At 44.1% G+C, this 23,211-nt stretch carries 20 protein-coding genes and 2 tRNA genes; 6 read left to right on the forward strand and 16 right to left on the reverse strand.

Annotation, left to right across the window (positions count from 1 at the left end; translation table 11 throughout):
- Window positions 1-74: 74 nt before the first annotated feature.
- Window positions 75-1,544: a multiheme c-type cytochrome gene (locus tag ACSF8X_RS10195; RefSeq protein WP_500849846.1), complete on the forward strand. Its 1,470-nt coding sequence runs from the start codon at window positions 75-77 to the stop codon at window positions 1,542-1,544.
- Window positions 1,545-1,632: 88 nt separating this feature from the next.
- Here the strand turns inward: ACSF8X_RS10195 and ACSF8X_RS10200 are convergent, their stop codons facing one another.
- The 7 genes from ACSF8X_RS10200 to ACSF8X_RS10230 all read right to left on the reverse strand — a co-directional run bounded on the left by ACSF8X_RS10200 (window position 1,633) and on the right by ACSF8X_RS10230 (window position 8,339).
- The gene (locus ACSF8X_RS10200) at window positions 1,633-3,144 is read right to left on the reverse strand and encodes a peptide MFS transporter (protein ID WP_047880241.1); all 1,512 of its coding nucleotides are present in this window, start codon (window positions 3,142-3,144) and stop codon (window positions 1,633-1,635) included.
- A 391-nt stretch (window positions 3,145-3,535) separates the two neighbouring features.
- Entirely contained in the window at window positions 3,536-4,105 is a 570-nt protein-coding gene (locus ACSF8X_RS10205; protein ID WP_047880242.1) for a GNAT family N-acetyltransferase, read from the reverse strand.
- Entirely contained in the window at window positions 4,106-4,651 is a 546-nt protein-coding gene (locus ACSF8X_RS10210; RefSeq protein WP_500851176.1) for a GNAT family N-acetyltransferase, read from the reverse strand. It lies immediately after the preceding gene.
- A 53-nt stretch (window positions 4,652-4,704) separates the two neighbouring features.
- The gene (locus ACSF8X_RS10215) at window positions 4,705-6,078 is read right to left on the reverse strand and encodes a sensor histidine kinase (RefSeq protein WP_500849847.1); all 1,374 of its coding nucleotides are present in this window, start codon (window positions 6,076-6,078) and stop codon (window positions 4,705-4,707) included.
- A gap of 50 nt (window positions 6,079-6,128) precedes the next feature.
- Entirely contained in the window at window positions 6,129-6,905 is a 777-nt protein-coding gene (locus ACSF8X_RS10220; RefSeq protein WP_500849848.1) for a response regulator transcription factor, read from the reverse strand.
- A gap of 68 nt (window positions 6,906-6,973) precedes the next feature.
- Window positions 6,974-7,651, reverse strand: a complete 678-nt coding sequence (locus tag ACSF8X_RS10225; protein WP_500849849.1) for a spondin domain-containing protein — start codon at window positions 7,649-7,651, stop codon at window positions 6,974-6,976.
- A 10-nt stretch (window positions 7,652-7,661) separates the two neighbouring features.
- Window positions 7,662-8,339, reverse strand: a complete 678-nt coding sequence (locus ACSF8X_RS10230; RefSeq protein ID WP_500849850.1) for a spondin domain-containing protein — start codon at window positions 8,337-8,339, stop codon at window positions 7,662-7,664.
- Window positions 8,340-8,686: 347 nt separating this feature from the next.
- On the opposite strand from ACSF8X_RS10230, the gene pdxY reads away from it, so the two are divergent.
- Window positions 8,687-9,541, forward strand: coding sequence for a pyridoxal kinase PdxY (pdxY, locus tag ACSF8X_RS10235; RefSeq protein ID WP_047880243.1), 855 nt, complete (start codon window positions 8,687-8,689; stop codon window positions 9,539-9,541).
- Window positions 9,542-9,917: 376 nt separating this feature from the next.
- Window positions 9,918-11,405, forward strand: coding sequence for an oligopeptide:H+ symporter (locus ACSF8X_RS10240; RefSeq protein WP_500849851.1), 1,488 nt, complete (start codon window positions 9,918-9,920; stop codon window positions 11,403-11,405).
- A gap of 153 nt (window positions 11,406-11,558) precedes the next feature.
- Here the strand turns inward: ACSF8X_RS10240 and ACSF8X_RS10245 are convergent, their stop codons facing one another.
- Entirely contained in the window at window positions 11,559-11,894 is a 336-nt protein-coding gene (locus ACSF8X_RS10245; RefSeq protein WP_500849852.1) for a hypothetical protein, read from the reverse strand.
- A gap of 66 nt (window positions 11,895-11,960) precedes the next feature.
- A complete protein-coding gene (locus tag ACSF8X_RS10250; protein ID WP_500849853.1) occupies window positions 11,961-12,467 on the reverse strand; it encodes a GNAT family N-acetyltransferase in 507 nt (168 codons plus the stop codon).
- A gap of 192 nt (window positions 12,468-12,659) precedes the next feature.
- Here ACSF8X_RS10250 and ACSF8X_RS10255 point away from each other — a divergent pair.
- Both ACSF8X_RS10255 and ACSF8X_RS10260 read left to right on the forward strand, forming a co-directional pair.
- Window positions 12,660-12,733, forward strand: a tRNA-Gly gene (locus ACSF8X_RS10255).
- Window positions 12,734-12,759: 26 nt separating this feature from the next.
- Window positions 12,760-12,846: transfer RNA gene (locus tag ACSF8X_RS10260), tRNA-Leu, on the forward strand.
- Window positions 12,847-13,068: 222 nt separating this feature from the next.
- On the opposite strand, the gene def is transcribed toward ACSF8X_RS10260, so the two are convergent.
- From def to ACSF8X_RS10295, 7 genes are all read right to left on the reverse strand, one after another.
- Window positions 13,069-13,581: a peptide deformylase gene (gene def / locus ACSF8X_RS10265; protein WP_047880247.1), complete on the reverse strand. Its 513-nt coding sequence runs from the start codon at window positions 13,579-13,581 to the stop codon at window positions 13,069-13,071.
- A 341-nt stretch (window positions 13,582-13,922) separates the two neighbouring features.
- Window positions 13,923-15,254 (reverse strand): NADP-specific glutamate dehydrogenase, encoded by a 1,332-nt coding sequence (gene gdhA / locus ACSF8X_RS10270; protein ID WP_500849855.1) that lies wholly within the window; start codon window positions 15,252-15,254, stop codon window positions 13,923-13,925.
- Window positions 15,255-15,648: 394 nt separating this feature from the next.
- Complete coding sequence (locus ACSF8X_RS10275) at window positions 15,649-17,499, reverse strand: alpha-amylase family glycosyl hydrolase (RefSeq protein WP_500851177.1); 1,851 nt, start codon at window positions 17,497-17,499, stop codon at window positions 15,649-15,651.
- Window positions 17,500-17,617: 118 nt separating this feature from the next.
- Window positions 17,618-18,739, reverse strand: coding sequence for an ABC transporter ATP-binding protein (locus tag ACSF8X_RS10280; protein ID WP_500849856.1), 1,122 nt, complete (start codon window positions 18,737-18,739; stop codon window positions 17,618-17,620).
- 211 nt (window positions 18,740-18,950) lie between these two features.
- Window positions 18,951-19,433 (reverse strand): early set domain-containing protein, encoded by a 483-nt coding sequence (locus ACSF8X_RS10285; protein ID WP_500849857.1) that lies wholly within the window; start codon window positions 19,431-19,433, stop codon window positions 18,951-18,953.
- An 86-nt stretch (window positions 19,434-19,519) separates the two neighbouring features.
- Window positions 19,520-20,515, reverse strand: a complete 996-nt coding sequence (locus tag ACSF8X_RS10290; protein WP_500851178.1) for a UDP-3-O-(3-hydroxymyristoyl)glucosamine N-acyltransferase — start codon at window positions 20,513-20,515, stop codon at window positions 19,520-19,522.
- Between the two features lie 36 nt (window positions 20,516-20,551).
- Window positions 20,552-21,577 (reverse strand): porin, encoded by a 1,026-nt coding sequence (locus ACSF8X_RS10295; RefSeq protein ID WP_500849858.1) that lies wholly within the window; start codon window positions 21,575-21,577, stop codon window positions 20,552-20,554.
- Window positions 21,578-22,003: 426 nt separating this feature from the next.
- Here ACSF8X_RS10295 and ACSF8X_RS10300 point away from each other — a divergent pair, with 426 nt between their 5' ends.
- A complete protein-coding gene (locus ACSF8X_RS10300) occupies window positions 22,004-23,203 on the forward strand; it encodes a sugar ABC transporter substrate-binding protein (RefSeq protein WP_500851179.1) in 1,200 nt (399 codons plus the stop codon).
- Window positions 23,204-23,211: the final 8 nt, after the last annotated feature.

Raw genomic sequence — 23,211 nt, forward strand, 5'->3', positions numbered from 1 at the left:
TGCAACACTGTCTCACATTTAACCCCGCTACACTGACTCTGACCAGCTTATTAGACAAGAAAACGGAAAGTCTCATGAAAGCAAACTGTTATAATCCACATACTCCTTATGGGTTATGCCTTGTATCACTAACATACCTGCGACTGGTACTCTGCCTGCTACTACTGTGTTCCTTACCCGTCATGGCACAATCGTCAAACGGCATCAACAAGTGGCAGTTCCCCCACAAACCCGATGTACAAGCATCCCAACCATCGAACCTCCCGTTCTACCCATCTCGAGCTCAAACGGGCAATCGCCCACTGACTCCCGACATGTTTGAAGACCCGGCGATTTGCCAAGGTTGCCATCCTGTTATCTATCAACAATGGAAAGGATCAAACATGGCCAATTCATGGGATGACCCTATCTATAAAAGCCTCTTCAAACGCGCCAGCAAAGCCACAAACGGAGAGATTGATAATTTTTGCATGGCTTGCCATAGCCCGATTGGCATGACCAGCATGAAGATCACCGGGGCTGATATCGATAGCGAACGTCATATTCCCGGTGTTACTTGTGATGTGTGTCATAACATTAGCGCTATTACGGGCCATGACAATGCCGCTTACGTACTAACACCTGATAAAAACAAACCGACTAAACTTGGCCCCCATGCGGATGCTGCATCCCCCTACCACCAAACCGCTTATTCTGATCTGCACACTCGCTCAGAGATCTGCGCAACCTGCCATAATGTCACCCACCCGTTTAACAGCACACCGATAGAACGTACCTATGATGAATGGCAGGAAAGTGTCTACAACGAACAAGGTATTCAATGCCAAGATTGCCACATGACCCCAGGGCCTGGCACAAGCAACAATCCGGGCAAATCAGCTGTAATGGGTAAAGAGCGCAAGCACGTCTATTCCCATGACTTTTCAGGTGGAAACTCCACCCTGCATGAATATTTCGGCGCCAAGGAAAGTGCTGAGCTTGCCCGGGCTATGCTCCGTTCTGCGGCGAAGATGGAATTTATCGACCTACCCACAACCGTCACAAAAGGTGACGCCGTCACGATAAAAGTCAAAGTCACCAATATCGGGGCCGGCCACAAGCTACCGACAGGATTCCCGGAAGGACGAGAAGTCTGGGTTGACTTCAAAGCCACCAGCTCCAATATGCAAGTCTATCGCTCAGGAGAGGTCATTGACGGGCATACCGAGAAAAATACCCGTAATTTCAAAGTATGGCTCGGCGATGCCAACGGCAATGTGGTTGACTTGAATGTATGGGAAGTTGACCGTGTACTCGCCGACACACGTATTCCACCGAAGGGTTTTGCCATTGTCGACTACACATTCGTCGTACCCGACAATGCAGGCGAGCATCTCAGTCTCAATGCAGCATTAAACTACTGGCCTTTTTCGCAACACCTTATTGATGAGCTTCTTGGAAAAGGCAAGCTAAAAGTCGATATCGTGGAGATGACCACAGCCAGCGCCTTGATAACAATAGCGCCTGCATCCCAACAACATACTCTGATCACTACCACCCATTAAAATAAAAAAGCCGCCAGTTCTGAACATGGCGGCTTTTCAAATCACATCTCGAGTGTAGGGATCAAACCCTCTACCACTCTTTTTGCATTCACTTGCTGGTTAGGGCTTCTTCGTTATGCGACTCCAAACGCTCAAGCTCTTCGCCTTTGCTAACCAACTTGGCTATCACCTTGGACAACGCCAGCGTAATCACCGCCATCACAACGGCAAGAATAGCCAGGTTAAAGAAGTAGCTAGCATAAACACCTTCGATAATTTCCGGTGTCAGCACCTGATCTTTTGGTAATGCAATACGAGTAGAAATTACCGCGGCCAAAATACCACTGAGCGACAGAGCAACGGAACGCAGACCGATTGCGAACGCCGACAAGTAACGAGGTACCATTTCAAAAATGAAACCAACACCCAATGCCCCAACGATCAATTCCGCAATTGACTGGAAGAAGTGCACCCATAAGATCCAGTCAGCTGAAATTTTACCGCCTTCGCCAACAAAGCTGGTTGATAGCCCAAGTAGCGAGAAGGAGATCGCGCTGAAGATAAACGCTGCGGCAAATTTCGTCGGAATTGATGGCGAGAAACCTTTTCGTTCTAGCCAGCCATAGACAAAGATCACCGGCCCACCAAGGATGAAACACCATAACGGGTTGAAGGCAGCATTTGATTCAGGTCGGATTGGGATCAGGCCAAACAGCTGATCACCCATCAGGTTAATGGCATAGATGTTCATTGATGTCAGCATCTGGCCATAATAGAAGTAGAACACAATCATAATGAAGATCATGATCAAGACGCTGCACATCTTATAGCGGAATGCTGCGGTTGCTCGGGTAATTTCAAAAATGAAGTAACCGATCGCACACACGCCCAATCCATACAACAGGTATTTACCAGCATCTAGGTTTGAGAAGACCCAGAATACCAAACCCAGCATCAACGCCGAACCTACGGTAAACAAGCCCCATACCTTAGTTGATACCGGACGGCGGTCAATATCGTTGCCCACCGCGATAAAGCGTTCACGGAATACGACAAACAACACCAAGGTCAGTGAAATCAGCGCCGACGCAATATAGAAGTTTCCCTGATACGCCAAGAAGGCCACCATGAATGGGAAGAGATATTTGGAAGAAAACGAACCGAGGTTATTGATTGAGTAATTAACCGTGAGGCCTTGCTGGAAAGCATCCCGGTTTGTCTCAGAATAAGAGTTGCCCAGCAATACCGTCGGACTGGTTGCCGAAAGCCCTCGGGCATAGCCAATTAAGGCGATGGCAAAAATACTGAGCGGTACATTGAGCGTACTGGCACCATAACCCAAAATGAAAAAGCCGATAGTGTATGTGGTATAGCCAATATATACCGCCCGGAATGAACCAATAAACCGGTCAGCAACAAAACCGCCCACGGCAGAGAATACCGGCCCTACGGCTCCGAATGCCCCCATCATCATGATGGTTTCTGCTTCACTGTATTCCAATTCTTCCAAGAAGAAACGAGTAAGCAGTACATACGTACCATAGAATGCTGCGCCCCATAGGAACTGCCGGAGAATCAATAATCTGGCTGTAAAAGGAAGCCTAGAATTTGCGTCTTGCATTTTATACTCCTTTAAAACAATGCACCGCGAAATCTAGCATCAGGTAACTCAATGTTTCATGATCAAATGCAATTAATCACATAAAAAACCGTTCATCCTGAGTATTTTTTTGCCCTTATGTGAACTTGTCACCAAAATATTATGCTGATCTTACTTCCCGTATTCGCACCCAATACAGCCATATCCCCCGCTCAGACAGACAAGTCTTCCCATAATATGATTTCAATTCATCTCTTATTTTCATTCGCATTATTAAAAACAAAATGATCAATTGCATATTTACTGAGACTCACCTTTCATGAATTGACAAGAAAAACAGGCAATTTCCACTCTCGCCACATGGCACAGCGTTTGATTAATGTAAAAAGGATTGCTGAATTCAGTTCCTTTCTCAGTGCGATTTACCATCACGCCATTGCAGCCTCGTTATCTTATAAAGGCAATGGCGTTTTTTTTCTTCCGGTAAGTCGAGCAAACTAGGATGATCAAAATCCTGCAGGGTATTTATCATACCCAATTTTTCCATCACTCCTCGTGATGGGAGGTTATCAAGCAGGGTAAAGGCAAAAACATGCTCAAGCGCCAAGGTATCGAATGCAAAATCCATCGTGGCGATTGCAGCCTCGTAAGCGTAGCCTTTCCGCCAATGATTTTTGTCTAACCGCCAACCAATTTCCACGAAGGGAGTCTGAGGTATAACAACTTCAGCAGACTGCACATGCAAACCAACAAACCCGATAAACGATTGTGTCTCTTTTAACTCCAACGCCCAGAACCCCCACCCCCGCTCGCCGAGCAAACTTTGAATCCGGCTGGCAAGGGCATCACTTTCAGCTTTGTCTAATGTCTTGGGAAAATAATGCATGACCTCTGGATCTGCGGTCATTCGAGCAAACGCGGGCAAATCATCCGCTCGCCATTGACGTAAATACAACCTCGGCGTTTCCAGCTGATATACCATTTACTGCTTTTCCCTATCTAGACGATGCAAACCATAAATAGCATGGTCCAGAATACGGTCTCCCACCAGCTCCTCGTTCGTTATTACCCCTTCGAGCGTCATCCCCAGCCTTTCACAGACTGCTCGGCTGGCACTGTTTTCTTTCGCGGCGGCAATCTGCACCTTCTCCATATTCAGTTGATCAAACGCATAATCGATTAAATGTCGACAACAGCGGGTGACAATGCCCCGCCCCATCATCGGCTCCGCCAACCAATAGCCTAACTCAACTTTTTTCTTATGATGATCAATGGTGTTATAGCTAATATTGCCCACCACTTCCCTTTGATACACCATTGAAAAATTCATACCCTTACCACTGGCGTACTTCTCTAGCGAATGAATACCAAACTGGCTAAACTCATCTTCCGTTGCACAATAACGGGGCCATTCCAGCCAACGGGAAAGATAAGCCCTATTTTGCTCAACCAACTCAACATAGCTCGGCGCCAATTCCGGCGTCACTAACGCCAGCTCCAGTTCATCGTCTACTTTCCATGTAAACATCATCATTGCCTTCACCTTGTACCAACCATTAATCTGTATAGGCAATCTATCACTTAGCCAGCGTCCAATTCAAATCGCTGGACATAGCGATGCTCGCTCGATTCCGTATTTAACTGGCTGTGATGTAACATCAATATCGACTTGATGATTTTTAACCCCATACCCAAATCTCCACCAGGGGCTTGTGACGCTATCGGATTTGCAATTTCAAACTCAATTCTATGTGTTATGGGATTGCTATGTGCACGCAGAACGATTTCCTGCCCCGGAGGGCTATGGCGCAGTGCATTTTCTAACAAGTTATCAAACAACCGCTCCAGCAATTTCGCATCACCCATTATCGGTAATGGTGACAATACCTCGGTTCTCAAGCGGATATTCTTTTGTTCCAACAAGGTACGAACGGATGTTTGACACTCTTTCAATATGACGGCCAAATCAACCGACTCACAGCAATACTCTTGAACCACATTGCGGCTTTTGGCCATATCCAGCAAGGATTGCAACTGCTCAGAAAGTTTAATGCTATTTCGGTAAGCCACATCTATTAGCGGATCACCTTGCCGAGATTGAAGCCGCCATGTTTCCAAATACCCCATAACGCTAGACAGCGGGGTTTTTAAATCATGACTGAGCTGAAGCAATATATTATGCTGGGATTCCCCTTGGTGCTGTAATTGCAAAAACTGTTGCTGGATACGCTTGGCCATTAAATGGTGCTGGTGGGCAATAGGGGCTAATTCAGGAACCTGATTGGTATAATCGGCGACCAAATGGAAGTCATGTTCGGCCTGCTGCTGCAATCGACGGGTAATATTTTCGATTGGCAGCAATAAATTACACCTCACAAGCCAATATACCAAGAAGCCAAATCCAACAATCGCAATTAAAATCAGAGCCGCCAATAACCAGTAAGGGCGATCAAGCTGAGCATTGGCAATTTCAGAATGGCGACTGCTACCTATAACCACATAGAGATAACCAACGGTCGCCCCCAGCTCCTTAATGGCTGCGACAGAGAAGACTTTTTTCTTATCGGGCTGACGGGGATCATCCCCCAAGATGGGAAACGGCTCATCGTGAAGAAAACGCCGAATGGGGGCCAAATTGACACTCTCTGCCATAACTGTACCCTCTGGGGCCGCATGGCTTGTAATATGACCTTGGCTATCAAGAAAATAGATTTCAAAATCCGGCCCGATCAGCATCAGCGTATGAAAAATCGCCTTGAGAGCAACAGGATTATAATCCGTACCTATCATCAACGGATTGTCATCTCGCATATGTTCGGCCAACTGCTTATGCAAACTCTGCTTGGTCCGCATTTCAATCGTTGTTTTTTGCCAATCATAGCTGGCAACAATCACCATGGATGCCAAGACGAACCAGACACATGTCAGCAGCAATAACCGGGATTTAAAGCTCATTACAGCCTCTCTTTGCAAACTCTCTCGCAAACGCCTCACCGTTGTAACACCTAATCCTGAGGCTGAAACTTATACCCGACACCCCAGACAGTGCGAATGAAATCATGAGATAGGCTTGCGGTCTGTAACTTCGTTCTCAAACGATTAATCGTGCTACACACCGTATGATGATACCCACTATGCTGGGTATGCCAGACATGTTCGAGCAAGTCGTCTTTGCTAAAGACCCGACCGGGTCGACTGGCAAGAAAATGCAGCAACGAAAATTCAGTGGCAGTTAGGGTAATATCATTATCAGCAAGTTGAACCCTGTGTGATGAGGGCAATATGGTTAGCGCACCCAACTGTAATACGTCTGTTTCTCGCGGCTCTGGTGGCGCTTCCCGACAAAACGGCTCATCAATAACAACATGATGCTGCGCCTGACGACGCAATGTATTGCGAACGCGAGCCTGAAACTCAAGAACACTAAATGGCTTGGTGATATAGTCGTCGACACCGGCTTCTAACCCATCCACCTTATCCATTTCGCCATCGCGTGCTGTCAGAACCAATATGGGTACCCAGTCCCCTTTTGCCCGAAGATGCCGACAGAGATCAAGGCCATCACCATCCGGCAACCCCCGATCCAAAATTAACATATCAATATGATGCTCGGATTGATAACGGGCTTCGGCCGTCTCTTTATGTTCAACCCGAATGACTTGATGGCCTTGAAATTTCAGGTGTATCTGCATCAACTCAGCCAAATCATCATCATCTTCCACCAGTAAAATGGTTGCGCTTTGCAATATGCTGTTATCTGCTGTACTGGACTGTGGTCGCATAGCGGCTCCTTAACATCGGTCTGCTTGCAATATCACTATCAAGCAGACCGACCCGAGCACACAATCTTTCACTCAGTACGAATTATAGTCAGCAGCGCTGCTGGACTTGCAAAACGATGAGTCGCATCAAGTGCAGACCCAGACAGCCCATCATCTGCGGTAATGACCCCAGCATGAAAAGACACCCGGTCAACATCATCACGGGTTGGATTAAACCCCTCGCCACCAGCTGCTGGCCCGGGTATCGAAGCGGCTGACTCGTCGTCAGCCTCTGTTCCGGCATCCCATACATTCATGGCCATTTCAAAACGCTCACCGACGGCAAGTGAGCCCAAATCCAATCCAGTTTCGCCAACAAAAGCATCATTGGTATTCACCAACATGGAGGCTAGAGAAAGATAACCCAACTCGTCAGAGCTAAGGGTAAAACTGATAGCATCAGAAGCGCCAGGTAAGATCAGCCCATTACCGGATACCGCAAAGGAAATATCATCACCGCTGTTTTGCAGTGACAATAGATCACTATTGCTGCCCGATTCAGCAAGATTTTCTAACGCAACCGACGCCGGTTCGCCCACCCTGAACAATGCAAAACTCTCATCATGCACCATCAGAGCTAAAGGAGACATCGGTTGGTTAGCCGTCACATTCTCCACCGTGACAGTGTAACTATAATCATTATTATCATCAGGGCAACCAGCCAGAAAACCGACCATACTGGCTATCATCAACATTCTATATTTCATCACCGCCCCCTTACTTCACCACCACAACCATGGTTGCAACAGGGTTAAGCCAACGATGACTGGTACTGTCCAGATCACTCACGCCCCCTGCCGAATCCGTATCACCCAAATTCCCGGGATGCACATGCACTTTATCGTTAGTTACCGTAGCCTCAACCCCACTCCCTCCCTCTCCAAAGGTAATAAATGGTGGGTTAGGCATACTTCCCTTTAGTTCATCATTCGCTTCAGTACCGGCATCATAACCTCGCAATGTCACTCGATATGTCCCCGATGCCGGTATCTCCCAACTGTCCAATCCGACAAACCCATCATTGGTCGGCAATAACATTGCCGATACCGACAAGTAACCCAACTCACCAGTATCGATGGTAAACGTGGTGCTAACACCGGGGTTCAAAATCCCCGCGGCAGGATTTTCAACAACCTTCCCGCCGGCATTTCCAATCAGCGTAGACATACCACTGATATTCCCTTCCTCAGCGATAGCTTCTAGTTCTGCGATAGCTGGCTGTCCAGTTTGAAACATTCTGAGACTGTCATCATGAGCCGCGATAAGCAAAGGTGTAAAATAGATCCCTTTGGTGGCATTGGTTAGGGTTATCTCCAATTCAGCCGACTGGACTGAAACACTGCCAAGAGCAGCAACAGAAGCCATTAACAGGCCTAGCGGAGTGCGTATTTTCATTGTCTGTTCATCCTTATGGTTTCCAACCTGCTGTTTGGGTTGGTTGCTTATGCTTTCCTAAGCATGTACAGCAAACTTCCTAACCTCCTCACACAATCCTCATAAATTTCTCACAATCCGCTATCACCCTCTGTATTTTCACCTTGAGACTGTCAACACCCGATATTGGTAATTCAAAAACCATTTCTAGCAAAAGTGCCAATGCTTTATGAAAAAGACACTTAAATACGATGACTTATGTAATGTTTATACTCATTAACGGCATCCCGGCAGTGATGAATAGATTGTGATGAAGCTCAAGTATCTATATCATCGAGCACTCGCATTCCCCCAGCAGGATTTATTCGATGAAAGGTATTCTCTCTATTCAGTCTCACGTTGTTTACGGCCATGCTGGCAACAGCTCGGCAGTATTCCCCCTACAGCGTATGGGATTTGAAGTTTGGCCTATTCATACCGTCCAGTTCTCCAACCATACCCAGTACAAAGAAGGCTGGACTGGCCGAGCATTCAATGCCCAGGATATTTCTGACCTTGTCGATGGCATCAACAACATTGGTCAACTAACAAACTGCGAAGCCATTCTAAGTGGCTACCAAGGCAGTGCCGAACAGTGCCTTGCCATCAAAGCATCCGTAGAAAAAGTAAAAGCCGCCAACCCTAACGCACTTTATGTCTGCGATCCCGTAATGGGAGCGCCTGACAAGGGCTGCATCGTTGCTCCGGGTATTGCCGAGCACCTCATCAACACCTTGATGCCAATGGCCGACATTATCGTGCCGAACCAATTTGAACTAAGCCAATTTGCCGATATGGCCATTGAGTCTTTGGAAGATGCCATCAAGGCATGTCAGGTTGCATTGAGCAAAGGGCCGAAGATGGTACTGGTCAAACACCTGCACAGTGTGTCTGATGAAAAATTCTCGATGATGCTGGCAACCGCAGAAGGATGTTGGCTGGCACAGCGCCCCCACCTACCATTCGACAAGCAACCCGTCGGTGTGGGTGATCTGATTTCAGCGCTATTCACAGGCCAGTTCCTTGCTATTGGTAATGCTGTTGAAGCCTTTGCCCACTGTAATGACGCGTGCTACGCCGTGCTGAAAGCCACTGCAGATCGCGGTGAATGGGAACTACAGACAATTGCCGCACAGAACGAAATCGTAACCCCAACCGAGCGCTTTGAGCTTCAAGCTCTATAATTTTCACCTAGATCGGTAAATCACATTGAATGGGTAGCAATCGCTGCCCATTTTTTTTACCTGTTCCCCCTGTTCATTCATGTCTCTTTGTCCTTATTTATTCTCTCTACGAGTACGCGCCACCCTCTCCACACTTCTCTACCTCCCCCTTCATACTCTTCTATTTATGGATAAATAATCAGAACTATGCACTGGCTCTTTGCTTACACCTAAATGATTTCACTGGTCATACGATGTGCAACATATAGCATCTTCCAAACAAATGTGACTTGCCTCTCACGTAACATTTTGAAACAATCGACAAAGTCACTTTATTTGGATCGATTTGCAGCTTTAATCACTGCACTCAATCAACTTTATAAGAATCACAACCATAATGAATAATAAAATTAGTATTTTTGACCAACCCAAACCGTTCAAGATGATATTTTTTATCGAGCTCTGGGAGCGATTTGGCTATTACGGGCTTCAAGGCATCCTTGCTGTATTCTTTGTGCAACAACTCGGTTTCAGCCAGCAAGAATCCTTTGTTACCTTCGGTGCGTTCGCCGCCCTGGTATATGGTCTGGTTTCTGTCGGCGGCTATGTGGGTGACCATATCCTAGGTACCAAACGCACCATGGTATTCGGTGCTGTTGTCTTGGCACTCGGTTACTTCCTGATGGGCTTTTCCATTATTCATCCAAACTTCATTTTCTTCGCCTTGGGTGCCATTGCTGTAGGTAACGGCCTGTTCAAAGCCAATCCATCAAGTCTGCTGGCTAAGTGCTATGAAGAAGGCGATAACCGCCTCGACGGTGCATTCACCCTTTACTACATGTCTATCAACATCGGCTCACTAACATCTCTGTCATTGAGCCCTGTTATCGCGGCAAAATTCGGCTATACCGCTGCATTCGTAATTTGTGGCTTGGGCCTTCTTGCAAGTCTTGGCAGCTACTTTATGCTACGCAATACCGTGCAAGGGATCGGCTCACACCCAGACACACAGCCGGTTAATATCAAGCACCTAGGTCTTGTGATCGGCGGCACTATCGTTTCAACCCTGATCTGTGCCTGGTTGCTACAAAACATCATGATGGCCAACATCGTTCTTGGCTTGATTGGTGTGGCAGTTGTTGGCCTGTTCCTCAAAGAGACACTTAGCGAAACGGGTGCATCGCGCAAGAAGATGATTGTCGCGTTTGTACTGATGCTACAAGCTATCGTGTTCTATGTACTCTATGCACAGATGCCTACATCACTGAACTTCTTTGCCATCAATAACGTTCGTACAGAGTTCCTTGGCTTTACCATTAACCCTGTGAGCCTTCAGGCTTTGAACCCATTCTGGGTTGTTTTGTGCAGCCCTATCCTAGCGTACCTATACACTTATTACGGTAGCCGGGACCGTGACTTGTCTATGCCGGGCAAATTTACTGTTGGCATGTTCATGTGTGCATTCGCCTTCTTGACGGTTGCTGCTGCAGGTATTCTATTTGCCGATAGCACCGGGATGGTATCAATGGGCTGGATGGTACTGGTTTACTTGTTCCAGAGCCTTGGTGAGTTGTTGATCAGCGGACTAGGCTTGGCGATGGTTGCTAGCTTGGTACCTCAACGTCTGATGGGCTTTACAATGGGGGCATGGTTCCTTACCCAAGCGGCATCATTCATTATCGGTGGTTACGTGGCAACGTTCAGTGCCGTGCCGGAAAATGTTACCGACCCACTTGAAACACTGCCCCTATACACTGAAGTATTCCAGAATATCGGTATTGTAACCCTTGCCGTTGCTGTACTGATGGCGGTTACAAGCCCACTTCTTAACCGCATGATGAAGGCCGGTGACGAAACAAAAGAAGTGTCACACGCATTATCATAATTGACTTACAGGCCGCCTTGCTAAACACCAAGCCTCAACAGCATTCTTAGCTTGCGGCCTAACCACCAAAATAAACGCCCCGTTATACGGGGCGTTTATTTTGTAGCATTCAATCCGCTCTACATACTGATTTAGCCGAATAACGAGCTATTATTAATGGCCACAGTACTTAGCAAACGCTTCTTCGGTATTTTCTATCCCTTCTTTTGCTGACAGTTCCCACGGACGCTCACACTGCTCAGTTTTGGCACACCACTGATAGCCAGCCGAACCTTTACAACCATGAGCATCTTCGTCAGCACCAACCGGGGCTTCGCTCTGACTTGTTGTATCCAGAGCTTGATCACCTTGCCCTTGAGAATCAGGCTGATGGGTATCTTGTACCTGTTGATCGGGCTGGGCGGGTGTATTTTCTTTTGGCGGTTCTTTACATGCCACCAAAACCATAGAGGCGAGCAATGTAACAATATACAAAGGCATGCGCTTCATCTGCTTTCTCCCAATTTCGTTATTTTTACTGCTATCGAGTACCGCAAGCCGCGAAATGCGGCTCCGCTACCCACTTGTTAGGATAAGCACATAATAACGGTTTGTCGTCGCCAAAAAACCAAGATGAGCAAAGAACGACCGAGAAGCATGGTTTTCACCGTTAATATCTGCCAATATAAGTTTTAACCCCTGTTTCTGAGCAAATGACAACAATGCTCCCATCACTTCCGTCATCACCCCTTGTCGCCAATAGCTCGCATGCAAGATACAACCTACTTCAGCCGAAGTACGGGATTCATTAAACGAATGGAGCCCACAAGTACCAATCACTTTACCCGTTAGCTTATCTTCTATACACCACTCAAAAGACTCCCCTTTTTCTAATAAGGCAGTGACGCTATCTAAAAGCTGATGAACCATATTGGGGGCAGTAAATGGGGGCACGGCGGTATACTGCATGGTTTCTCTATCACTATAAATGACAAACAAATCATCCAGATCATCAATAGTCATGGCTCGAATGATAAAACGTTGGGTCGTCATTTCGGGTAAATGGCAACTTGGTGCGAACATGTATCCCTCCTCATAACCATGACATCCAGTGATATTGATTCATAAAATCGCACCAATCGATCACGAATTATACAAGTAAAACATTAAATTAGACAAAAGCGTGACAGGAATCACAATTCAAATCACAAGCGATTGCGATGAACAACGCACAAGCCTATTATCACTCACGTAATCAGTCACTTAGATACCAAAGCGGATATCGTATAATGGTATTACCTTAGCTTCCCAAGCTAATGACACGGGTTCGATTCCCGTTATCCGCTCCAAGTGATTTATTGCACTATTAGGTATTGCGGTGGTGGCGGAATTGGTAGACGCGCTAGCTTCAGGTGCTAGTGTCCGCAAGGACGTGAGGGTTCAAGTCCCTCCCTCCGCACCAAACCTAAACAAAAGAAGGCCCTTCGAGGGCTTTTTTTATGTCTAAATTTTACCACTTCCGTGCTATCCACACTCTGACATGACCTTCAACTAACTCTATAAACCTCATCCTAATTAGTTATAGCAAAAAATAACGTTAGTCCTCAGACAAAAAAGCCACTACCCCAACGTAATAAATACGCCTCGGTAATGGCCTGATTTTGCAAGATATCTTTTATGCAGATTAACGCTGCTTAGAGACAGCCTTTACATGTTTTTTTACTTTCTTTAGCGCCATCTGCTGCTTAAGCGGCGACAGGTAATCAATAAACAGATTACCCTGCAGGTGATCAATCTCATGCTGCATAGCAATAGCCAGAAAATCATTACTTTCAATGGTCATCTCTTCGCCATTGCGATCCTGAGCTTTAACCACAACAGAAGTGTAACGCTCAACATCAGCGTAATACTCAGGAACCGACAGACAACCTTCTTGACCCATTTCTTTATCACTACCGCTTACCACTTCTGGGTTAACCAGAATCAACGGATCGTTACGTTCTTCTGAAAGGTCAATAACCACAATCGCCTCACGGCGACCAACCTGAGTTGCCGCCAAACCGATACCGTTACTGGTTTCGTACATGGTATCCAACAGGTCATCAATCAACTGCTGTGCGGCTTGGAAGTCGGTCACTTTCTCTGCCTTCAGCTTCAAACGTGGATCCGGCGCGGTTAGAATGTCTAGTACAGCCATATTTCTTTACTTACTTTCTCAAAAATAGAAAGTAGGTAAGATCCCATGTAACGCCTTTAGAAACAAGCCCTAGTTCTGTATTTCATATCGTTGTTCGACCAATAATATGATTTCCGAAAGGCTCTCCAACCACAGAACTTGCTCCATTATTTCATCACAACCCTTTGGTCTGCCTCCAAAGCACACAGGCCATTGCTCGATGGTATCGGCATTCAAGGTTATAGGCAGACGGAAAAAATAAAATCGGGAACCCTTCATAGGTTCCCGACTTACATATGCTCAAAACTGACAATCAGTCATGCATGAAGCATAACTTGTGGCTAGCCACATGCCGTCAATGTCTAGCAAACGCCCTGTGCGAGCATTGCATCAGCGACCTTCACAAAGCCAGCAATATTCGCACCCTGCTCATAATTCACTTTTCCAGTTTCATCTCGGCCATATTCAACACAGGTATGGTGGATTCGACACATAATATCCTGCAGACGTTGATCAACTTCTTCTCGGCTCCAACCAAGTCGCAACGCATTTTGGCTCATTTCCAAACCAGAAGTCGCAACACCACCGGCATTTGACGCTTTGCCTGGCGCATAAAGGATACCGACATTATTAAATATAGCGACAGCATCGGCGGTACTTGGCATATTCGCGCCCTCAGCCACCAGCATCACACCGTTTCCTGCCAGCATTTCGGCATCATTACCATCCAGTTCGTTTTGGGTTGCACAAGGTAGAGCAACATCCATTTCATACTGCCAAGGCTTGCCATCTTCACTATAGGTAAGGCCCATCTGATGAGCATAATCAGCAACACGCCCACGCTTGACGTTTTTGATTTCCATCAGGCAAGCCAATTTCTCTGGTGTAAAACCCTCTGGATCATACACAGTACCGCTAGAGTCAGACGCCGTAATCACCCTACCGCCCATATGCATTGCTTTTTCAATCGCATATTGAGCCACGTTGCCAGAGCCAGACACCCCTACCCGTTTACCAGCCAGCGTTTGCCCTTGCTCCTTAAGCATGGCCTCTACAAAATAAAGCAATCCATAACCTGTCGCTTCAGGACGGATCAAGCTGCCGCCAAATGACAAGCCTTTACCGGTAAACACACATTCGGCACTATTGGACAACTTTTTCATCATCCCCGTCATAAAGCCAACCTCACGGGCCCCAACACCAATATCACCAGCAGGTACATCGGTATCAGCTCCCAAATGACGGTGTAGCTCAAACATCAGCGCCTGACAGAAACGCATAACCTCATTGTCGCTTTTGCCTTTAGGATCAAAATCACTACCACCTTTACCGCCGCCCATAGGGAGCGTAGTCAGAGCATTTTTGAACGTCTGCTCAAAAGCCAAAAACTTAAGTACTGATGGGGTTACCGATGGATGGAAACGCATTCCGCCTTTATAAGGCCCGATTGCTGAATTATGCTGAACACGGTATGCACGGTTAACATTCACCTTCCCCTGATCGTCAACCCAGCTAACACGAAACTGGATTAAACGCTCCGGCTCAACCAAGCGTTCCAGAATACCACTTTCAATATACTTGGGATTTTTTTCGATAAATGGCCAGATAGAGGCAACCACCTCCGTGACTGCCTGAAGGTATTCCGGCTGGTTAGGGTTGTTACTTGCAACACGGGCTAAAAAAGCGTCTTTCATCACGAACTCCTGTAAACGTAAATAAAAACTGCCTTGTGGATGATGATGTGTTTGGATTGGTATAATTATTCCAGCCGCTTTTATATCAGGGTCACGATCCACGCCCAAAAGGATATGGATAGGTTTTTATTGCACTTCCAAAATAGGAAATAAAATATTTTGTTTTGTTTATTCTTATATTGAAGTAATGTAGTGACGTAGAGTCACATATCAATAAAAATGACAAATAAAATTCAACTTATACCCAAGCACCTCAAGGTACTCGATCATCGCATAGAATCGTTCACTATATCGTGCTTTATAATGAGTAGCATAACCATCGATGACCCAGATCTAACCTGACAGCACCATATCAAAAGCAGGTAACTGTCAGATCAGGTCTGGATTTGTCCAATTAATGCTTAGTATGAAGTATCACTATTTCATTTTGATCTAAGTTAAAAGTACCCATCCCATTTGCAACAACCACCTCATCACTACCCAGGACACTATTATAAGTCCCATTTGACAACCCTAGGTTTATAGCATTAACTGATGTTTGTGGACCAAGGTTCATCGCAACAACAACGACATCATCGCCAGCATTACGTTCATAAACTAATACATCGTTATTTACCCAACGCTCAATATAATCACCTTGCTGAATTGCATAACTTTCTTTTCTGAGTTTGCTCAATTTTTTTATGATTTGATAGGCTGGTGTCGTTGTATCAAAACTCGGCATCATTTCACGGTTGAATGGATCATTCCCCTCCTGACCAAAACCATTGACACTAAAGTTTGCTGCATAATGCTCAGTACCATAATAAATGCAAGGAATACCACGAGATGTCATGATTAAAGCTAGCCCCAGATCAACACGAGCTTGAGAAAACGGAACACTTTGACGTCCCCCCCACTTATCTTGACCTGGACCAAAATTGGTCGCATTTGAACGAAGCACTGTCGATAAGCGTGGTGCATCATGGTTATCTAAAAATACCACTTGCCAATCACTTGAATTAAATTTTACATCTCTGATTTTCATATAATTATTGATTGCGTACATACCTGCACCGTTTGCACGTAATAACGCATCTTCGATGGTATTTCGCAAACCAAAGTCGAGCAACGCAGAACCGGATGTATTAGCAAAATCAATCGATAGCGCGTTTAAACCCGTTGCTGTTGCCCCGGCATCCATCCATTCACCGAAGAAGTACAACCCCGGCTTACCCTTTGATTTTGCATAACTGTTTAGCTCACTTGTCCAACGCTGAATAAACGATTTATCCATATGTTTGATTGCGTCAATACGAATGGCATCAACACCCAGATCAATCCAGAACTTCGCCCCCTGTACCAGATACTGATACGTATTTTCATTACTCTGGTCAAAATCAGACAGATTAAATAAATTGTGGTTACGTACCTGATAGTAATCATCCCAGTTGGTTACACCACCATTGTGGTGATACCAATTCTGAGTATCCCCACTATAACTCGTTTGAAATACCCCATTTCGGTACAATGCACCGTACTCGTTTTCATCATTTGGATTTGAATGGTTAGGTGCATAATCGAGCACCAGCTTCATACCATACTCATCCATTTTTTGACTCAACGCTCGATAATCATCTATTGTTCCTAAATGCTCATCGATTTGGAAAAAATCACGCCCCCAGTAACCATGATAACCAGCTGAACCATCCTTATTTAATTTATCAACATTATTTACTGGTGGTGTAATCCAAATAGATGTTATTCCCATCTCTTTTAGATAATCTAATTTTGCCAACAAACCTTTAATATCACCGCCAAAATATTTTTTATAATCTGACTTATCAGCTGAGTATGTTTGACTATTGTTACCCGTATTATTTGATGGATCGCCGTCATAAAATCGGTCTAAGAATACGAAATACATGGTTTCATCACGCATATCAAAAGGAAGCTTTTCATGCACAATGACACTATTGGTATCATCATAAAAATTAATTTCGTAGGTTTTATTACTATCTACCACATAATTCGCTAACGGGTAACTCTCAGACCAGTCACCAAATCGATCGATTTTGAAACTCGGTGGGTTATTTGCATCCCCGACATGGAATTGTTTAACAATTCGCCAATGGTTAGGTTTCACCTTAACCATGGCTTCATTCTGCCAATTATTAGTAGTGCCTCGGAAATATGCTTGATTCCAATCTGCAAAGGCAGGCAAAGATGCAAGCAGTGCTGTAAATAGTACTAACTTATTTTTCATCATTATTCCTTGTTTCAATAGTGATAATCCAGATATATGATTTTTATTTCAGTTACAACTAGCTAGCAGAGGTATTAATACCTCTGCTAGTAGAGACTACTTAGTTGCCATATTTATATTAAAGAGTTATATTTTTTTCTGTATCGGCATCAAATACATGACAAACTGTGGAATCAAAATTAAACCTTATTCGTTTACCAATGTCTGATGTGGTAATGTTTTGATCACTTACGCGAGAAACTATTTCATTTTCACCAATTTTAAAATATAGATATCGCTCATTACCTAAATTTTCAACAACCGTTAGTTCACCATCATGTACATTTATCATTTCATCATCAGTAGCTAAACTAATATTTTCAGGGCGGATACCAAGCCATACCGCTTTGTCGATATGATTAATGAGTTTTTCTTTCTTATCTTTAGGAATAATAATTCTCGCTCCAGGAGCAAGCTCAACGTAAATATCATCACCAAGTTTACGTAATATAGTATGCACCAAATTCATCGCGGGAGAGCCTATAAATCCTGCTACAAACTTATTACTAGGGTAATTATACAAATTAGATGGCGTATCAACTTGCATAATATTACCTTGATTAAGTACACAAATACGATCACCCAATGTCAACGCTTCAGTCTGATCATGGGTAACATAAATCATTGTCGCAGGGTTACCCTCCTCTTTCAGTGATTGGTGTAATTGAGCTATTTTCACGCGCATCGAAACTCGTAGCTTTGCATCTAGATTCGATAGGGGTTCATCAAACAAAAAAACATCGGGCTTACGCACAATCGCACGCCCCACGGCGACACGTTGCCGTTGCCCGCCAGACATTTCTTTCGGTTTTCGGTACAACAAATCTGTAATTTCTAACTTCTCAGCGGCTTCTTCAACACGTTGTTTGATCTCTTCTTTTGGTCTTTTTTGCATTTTTAAACCAAATGCCATGTTATCAAACACCGTTTTATGCGGGTACAAAGCATAGTTCTGGAATACCATAGCTATTCCTCGATCTTTCGGAGGAAGATCGTTTACAACACGGCTTCCAATATGTATTTCCCCTCCCGATATACTTTCCAAGCCCGCAATCATGCGAAGCGTCGTCGACTTTGCGCAACCTGATGGCCCGACGAAAACCATAAATTCACCGTCATTAATATCTAAATTGATCCCGTGTACGGCTCTAAATCCATTATCATATTCTTTTTCTACTTTACGCAAGCTAACTGTTGCCATTTTATACTCCGTATACGGTTAATACTTTTGGTATTTTATTAATTACGGGTAACTTGAATATTCTATCCGTACTAACTGACTGCTTACTTTATTATTTTTGTATCATTATGATAAGTAACATCCCTTTAGTGCAAAGGATCGATTTATATACCCAAGTTACCTCTTACTCGAAATATCTATCGAGGTAGCTTGGGTATATCATAATGTTTTTCTATTTACAGGCTTTCACGAGTGCCCGTACTGGTTTTTTATCTTTACTAATTTCAATACTCCAAAGATATTTACCATCAACTGGAATATTAACCGTCGTATTCTTCGCAAAACCACCACGCTTTAATTCTTTTTCATAGCCAACAGTCATCGTCATTCCTGCTGTCGTAAACTGAGGATTCCAACCCATAGTGGCAAATTGTAAACTAACATTGCCCGCTTTCTCTTCGCTTACAACTTGGTAAATACCATTTCCTTTGTACGACATCTCACGCTTGTCCATATGCATCCACTGACCATCAGGGAACGTCCCCACAACGTATAATGAAGGACGAATAGGACCGCGTTCTTCAACCGATGATAAATGGCAATCAGCAAATGGCCCTGTCGCCAGAACTTTATTTGCGGATGGAGTATCTGACGTACTTGCACACCCTATTAATGCTGAAGAAAATAAAACCGATAGAAGAAGTATACGTTTCATTATAAATTCCCTTAATCTTAGAAGATATTAATCATTACTTTATGGTAATAATTAATTGTTGAATAATATTATCAATACCCGCGGATCTATAGGCCAAATAGCCGAGCAATGAATCCTTTTCGGATCGCTAATTTTTTCTCAGGTTTATTTTTTGTCAATTTGTTCAACATCACCAAATTCTTATAGTAATCACGTGCATCTTTTGCAGGATAACCAAAAAGATCACTATTGGCTGGAAATGAGCGGCTCACTCCCGATTTCGCTTTTATGACTGAGTTCTTACCGATGGTTAGATGGCCTGCAGTACCGGCTTGACCATGTACTATGACATTGTCTTCTAATGTCGTATGCCCTGCAAAACCAGTTTGTGAAACTAATAAACAATGTTTGCCGATTTTACAGTCATGACCTATTTGTACAAGATTATCAATTTTTGTACCAACACCAATGACCGTATCTCCAAGTGTTCCACGGTCTATTGTATTATTACAGCCAATCTCAACATCATCATGGATAATCACTCGACCTATACTTTCTACACGCTCATAACGAGTGCGTGTTCCTGTCATATATTCAAAACTGTAATTACCAATTGAGTTATTAGAATCAATCGTAACGTTATTACCAATAATTGTACCTTCTTTTATCACCGTATTTGCATGAATAGCGACATTATTGCCAATAACTACACCATTGAGAATTTTAACTCCTGGCATAAAATGACACCCCTCCCCAATACTACAATACTTACCAATATATACATCCGCAATTTCCGATGTATTACCCTGATCGAACAATTGATACTTCTTGACTTTATAGAAGCGCATAAACTTGTTAAGTTTATTTACGTCTAATTTTTCAATCACTATTTTTGTTTTCGCCTTAGTATTAAGTATCGCTTTGGGACCAATAATAACATCAGCCAAAGTTTCAGAAAGTCCTTTAAGATCAGCCTTAGCAAAAACAATGGCCAGTCCACCAACCTCATCGCTAATGATTGGACGAATTTTTGATATTTCCATCGTCGCATCACCAATAATTTCTCCACCGACGATTTTGGCTATTTCTAAAACTTTGATCATCATGACTACTCTTCAATTTATGCTGATTAACAATCGCTAAAAGCGATATAACGCCTGGACAAACAAAGTATTCTGTTCAACAACTTTTTCTTCGCCTTCTAGTTGAGTAAAGGTTTCTGTATCTTTTGCCCACTCATACTCAGCTTTAACGAGCCAGTCATCCCCAACAGCCTGTTCATAACCAAGTGTTGCCTTACGGATATCTTTAAAGAACTCTTCGTCTTTTGCCCATCCGTCGGTAAATTTCGTTTCGTTCTCTCCCAAACGAGCCCGCAGATACATAGTACCAGCATCATCAAAGGTATATTGAACAATAGGTTCGATATACTTTTCTGTGAAGTCGCTCTTTTCATTGATATTACCATCACCATCTTTGGCTGTGTTATCTTTTATTTGATAGAAAAACTCAACACCCACCGACCAGTTACCGATATTCATATAAGGCTTGAACAGCGCGCTATAACCTTCTTCTTGACGTGTCCCCCAGGTATTCTTATCTTCATCGTTATATAGATATTCAAGATTTGAATAAAATCCCGCCCCATACTCGTTATTCCAATATGTTAAGTAAGGTCGTAGACTATGTTCAGCACTCGTTGTTCTTAAACCGTTTACACCCCCACTCGTAACAATTTTACCTCGGCTATACTCGATATCATAAATTAACCCGGTACCCCAGCCATCACCCAGCTGAAATCCTTTATTCAACGATAGGAAATGTTTATACCCATCTTCAGTCTCGGTATAGGGGCCATCTTTCTTTTCACGATTTTCGAGTTTCAGTGCGTATAATGCTAGCGCGTTCCAAGTTGGATTATTGTAGAAGATACTTAGCACTTCATGCGTCAATGTCCGTTCCGTCGACTCACCTCCCCCCCATTTTGCATAATTAGTTATGGTTTTGTCTTCATACTCAACAGAAGTGCCAATATGCCCACCAAATTCCAAAGCATCATCAAAAAAAGTGTCTTCTGGTTTAAATCCTCGGTCATCTGCGGCAAAAGCCGCACTATTAATTAGAACTGCGTTAGCTATTAGCACAGACAATAATGTTCTTTTCACAGTATTTCCTTATTAATCCATATGGCGTTACTTTTGAACGTCAATTTAGTAGTCCACGATGAACGCCTAATTATTGTTCTGCATCTATTTTATTTTTTCTTCTCCTATAATTGATAAATGAGACAATGGTCACCTTTGGCTACGAAAATTGTTGATCACCATCACAATTTCTTTGGTTTTCACCAAATTAGGTAGCGTCTCCTGCCTATTTATTACGACACATCATGACTCTGCCAAGTGTGATCACACATAACCAGAAATCACTTCTACCATCTAGCTTTAGTGACAAAGTTCACAAACATGCAGGTCGTTCACTTAAATCAGATTGACTTATTTTTGTCACACCCTAACCTAGTCGTACCTAACGGACTACTAATTAAATTACAGGGTGCGGGTATGAGAATGAACATCTTATTAACAGCCGTTATGGCCACAGCTCTATTAACAGGCGTGGCTAATGCCGCAGAAGAAATAAAACCGGAAAGCGGCGCAGAACTCCTTATTTGGACAGATGCTACCAGTGTCAATTACATGAAATACGCTGCTGAGTCATTCAATAAACACTTTGGTTACGATGTTGACTTTACATTCCGCGGTCTCTCACCAATGGATGCAGCTTCTCGTCTCATTCAAGATGGAGGGTCAGCACGTGTTGCCGATGTAGCCGAAATTGAACACGACCTTTTGGGCCGCTTAGTCGTCGCTGGGGGGGCTATGGAAAATCTAGTATCCAAAGACCGAATCAATAGCACGTTTATGAAAAACGCAGTGAATGCTTCAATATCTGAAGGTAGTAGCTACGGCTTCCCCGTCAGCTTCGCCACTACTGCCCTTTTCTACAATAAAGATTTATTACCTAAAGCACCGGACAGTTTTGAAGAGCTGATTGAATTCTCGCGAACGTTTAATAACACCAAAGAACACAAATATGCACTATTGTGGGACATTCAAAATTACTATGAATCACGCATGTTTGTTACCTTATATGGTGCCTACGAGTTTGGAAACAACGGGACAAATGCCAAAGATATTGGCATCAATTCAGAGAGTGCTCAAAAAGGCTTAGAAGCGATGAAAGCACTACGCATTGCCAATAATTCCAATCCTATTGATATGCGCAACCCGCAAGTTCGTCGCGGTTTATTTAATGAAGGAAAAGTCGCTGCGATTATTGATGGTCCATGGGCGATTCAAGGATTCAAAGACTCCGGCATCAACTTTGGTGTCGTTCCTATGCCAAAACTTAACGGCCAACAACCCCGGACATTCTCTACCGTTCGTCTGGCCGTTGTCTCTTCTTATACACAATACCCCAAAGCAGCCCAGCTCTTTGCTGACTACTTAACAACAGAAGCAATGCTCACCAAACGTTACCAAATGACCAAATCGATCCCTCCAATTCAATCTGTAATGGACGACATTGCTGCCGATGCTGACGAAGCAACCTACGCAATCATCAATCAAGGTGTCTATTCAGATGCGATGCCTTCCATCCCCGAGATGGGCTTTATTTGGTCTCCGATGGCCAGTGCCATTACTGCGTTCTGGGTCAATGATCAGCCTGCCAAGTCGGTACTAGACCGGGCTCGCACCATCATTGAAGAACAAATTGAACTACAAGAGTAAAGAGGACT

It is taken from the genome of Photobacterium panuliri (assembly GCF_059920555.1).